A 2,358-nucleotide genomic window follows, 5' to 3' on the forward strand; every position below is an offset into this window, starting at 1 on the left:
CAATTATATCGGTGTTGGAAAATCGAAGAACGAAAAAATCATTATGATCGTTTCTTCGGCGACAACTTCTTCAGAAACAAGATACATTAATGCAGACGATCCCAACGCAACTTTCAAGGTTTTCCAGCCCAGAATGAAAGACGTTTTGTACGATGTAACTGCTTTGGAAGATAAATTTCTGATCACAACCAACAAAGACGCCCTTAATTTCAAAGTAATGGAAACTCCTTTGGATAAAACAGGCGTTGAAAACTGGAAAGATTTTATCCCGCACAGAAAAGATGTTTTGATGGAAGGAATCACTGAGTTTAAAAACTACCTGGTTTTCAGTGAAAGACAAAACGGACTTTCACAACTGGTTATTATTGACAGAAGAACCCATAAAAGAGAGTTTTTAAAATTCGATGAGCCTACTTACACCGTTTATCCGTCAGGAAACCCTGAATATGATACCGATAATTTCAGATTCGGATATACTTCGATGATTACGCCAAGTTCGCAATATGAGCAGAATTTACAGACAGGAAAAAGAACTTTACTAAAACAGCAGGAAATTTTAGGCGGTTACAATAAAGCCAATTATGTAACGGAAAGACTTTTTGCTTTTGCAAAAGACGGCACAAAGATCCCGATTTCCATTGTTTATAAAAAAGGATACAAAAAAGACGGAAACAGCCCGCTTCTACTCTATGCTTACGGTTCTTACGGAAGTTCGATGGATGCTACTTTCAGCAGTACAAGGCTGAGTCTTTTAAACCGCGGTTTTGCTTTTGCAATTGCACACATTCGTGGCGGCCAGGAAATGGGAAGACAATGGTATGAAGACGGAAAAATGATGAAAAAGAAAAACACGTTTACCGACTTCATCGATGCCGGAGAATTTTTAGTGAAAGAAAAATACACTTCTCCAAAACATTTGTACGCACAAGGCGGAAGTGCAGGTGGACTTTTGATGGGCGCAGTTGTGAATATGAAACCCGAGCTTTGGAATGGAGCAATCGCACAGGTTCCGTTTGTAGATGTTGTAAATACGATGTTGGATGAAAGCATTCCTTTGACAACGAATGAATATGATGAATGGGGAAATCCGAACAATAAAGAAGCATACGATTATATGAAGTCTTATTCTCCGTATGAGAATATTGAGCGAAAAAACTATCCGAATCTATTGGTAACAACGGGTTTGCACGATTCTCAGGTACAGTATTTTGAGCCTGCAAAATGGGTTGCAAAATTAAGAGATTTAAAAACCGATAAAAATGTTTTATTCTTAAAAACCGACATGGAATACGGTCACGGCGGAGCTTCAGGAAGATTTGATTACCTGAAAGACATTGCGCTGGAATATGCTTTTATGTTTAAACTGGAGGGAATTAATAAATAGTATAAAACGAGTAAAATTATAACTAAGACTTATTTTTAACGTAACGTTCGCAAGGTAAATATTAAATAGTAATCATTATTTCATTCGCAAAGGCTGAACTACGTTCGTAAACTTTCAGTTTATGTTCAGCAAAGGCTAATTGCAAACATGGCTGAGTGAAACGCCTTTGCGAACGAAAAATATTTTCAAGATATTTAAAGAAAACTTTGCGAGCATTGCGTTTAAAAAAAATTATAAAAACAAAAGAAACAAAAAGATAATATAGAACTATGAGAAGAAAAATAGTTGCAGGAAACTGGAAAATGAACAAGAACGTCATTGATGCTCAACAATTAATGATTCAGTTATTAAGCTATAAAACCAACAATGCTACCAACTGTGAAGTCTGGATTGCACCGCCTTCTTTGTATTTAATGATGGCAAAAGACATCTTTGAAAAAGACGAAATCGGAGTATTTTCTCAAGACATGAGCGAATTTGAAAGCGGAGCTTACACGGGCGAACTTTCTGCAGATATGTTGGAATCGATCGACGCAACAGGTTCACTGATCGGTCATTCTGAAAGAAGACAATATCACGGTGAGACAGACGAAAGCTGCAACAAAAAAGTAAAGCTGGCTTTAGATAAAGGTTTAATTCCTGTTTACTGCAACGGTGAAACTTTGGAGCAAAGAAAAGCAGGACAGCATCTTGATGTGGTAAAAACGCAGACTGAAACCGCACTTTTTACACTTTCTGCAGAGGAAATCAAAAAAGTGGTGATCGCTTATGAACCGGTTTGGGCAATCGGAACGGGAGAAACTGCTACTCCAGAACAGGCGCAGGAAATTCACGCTCACATCAGAGGAATTATTGCTGAAAAATACGGGCAGGAAGTTGCTGACGAAATTTCTATTCTTTACGGAGGTTCTGTAAAACCAGACAATGCTAAAGAAATTTTCTCTCAACCGGATATTGATGGCGGTCTTATTGGT

At 37.7% G+C, this 2,358-nt stretch carries 2 protein-coding genes; both read left to right on the forward strand.

The window, feature by feature from the left end; genetic code table 11:
* A partial coding sequence (locus AB4Y90_RS17545) for a S9 family peptidase (protein ID WP_441558855.1) occupies positions 1 to 1,384 on the forward strand: 1,384 nt, incomplete at its 5' end.
* A 269-nt stretch (positions 1,385 to 1,653) separates the two neighbouring features.
* Positions 1,654 to 2,358, forward strand: a 705-nt coding sequence (tpiA, locus tag AB4Y90_RS17550) for a triose-phosphate isomerase (protein ID WP_441558856.1), incomplete at its 3' end; no start/stop codon positions are given.

Source organism: Chryseobacterium sp. 2TAF14, from assembly GCF_052115105.1.
Classification (GTDB): Bacteria; Bacteroidota; Bacteroidia; order Flavobacteriales; family Weeksellaceae; genus Chryseobacterium.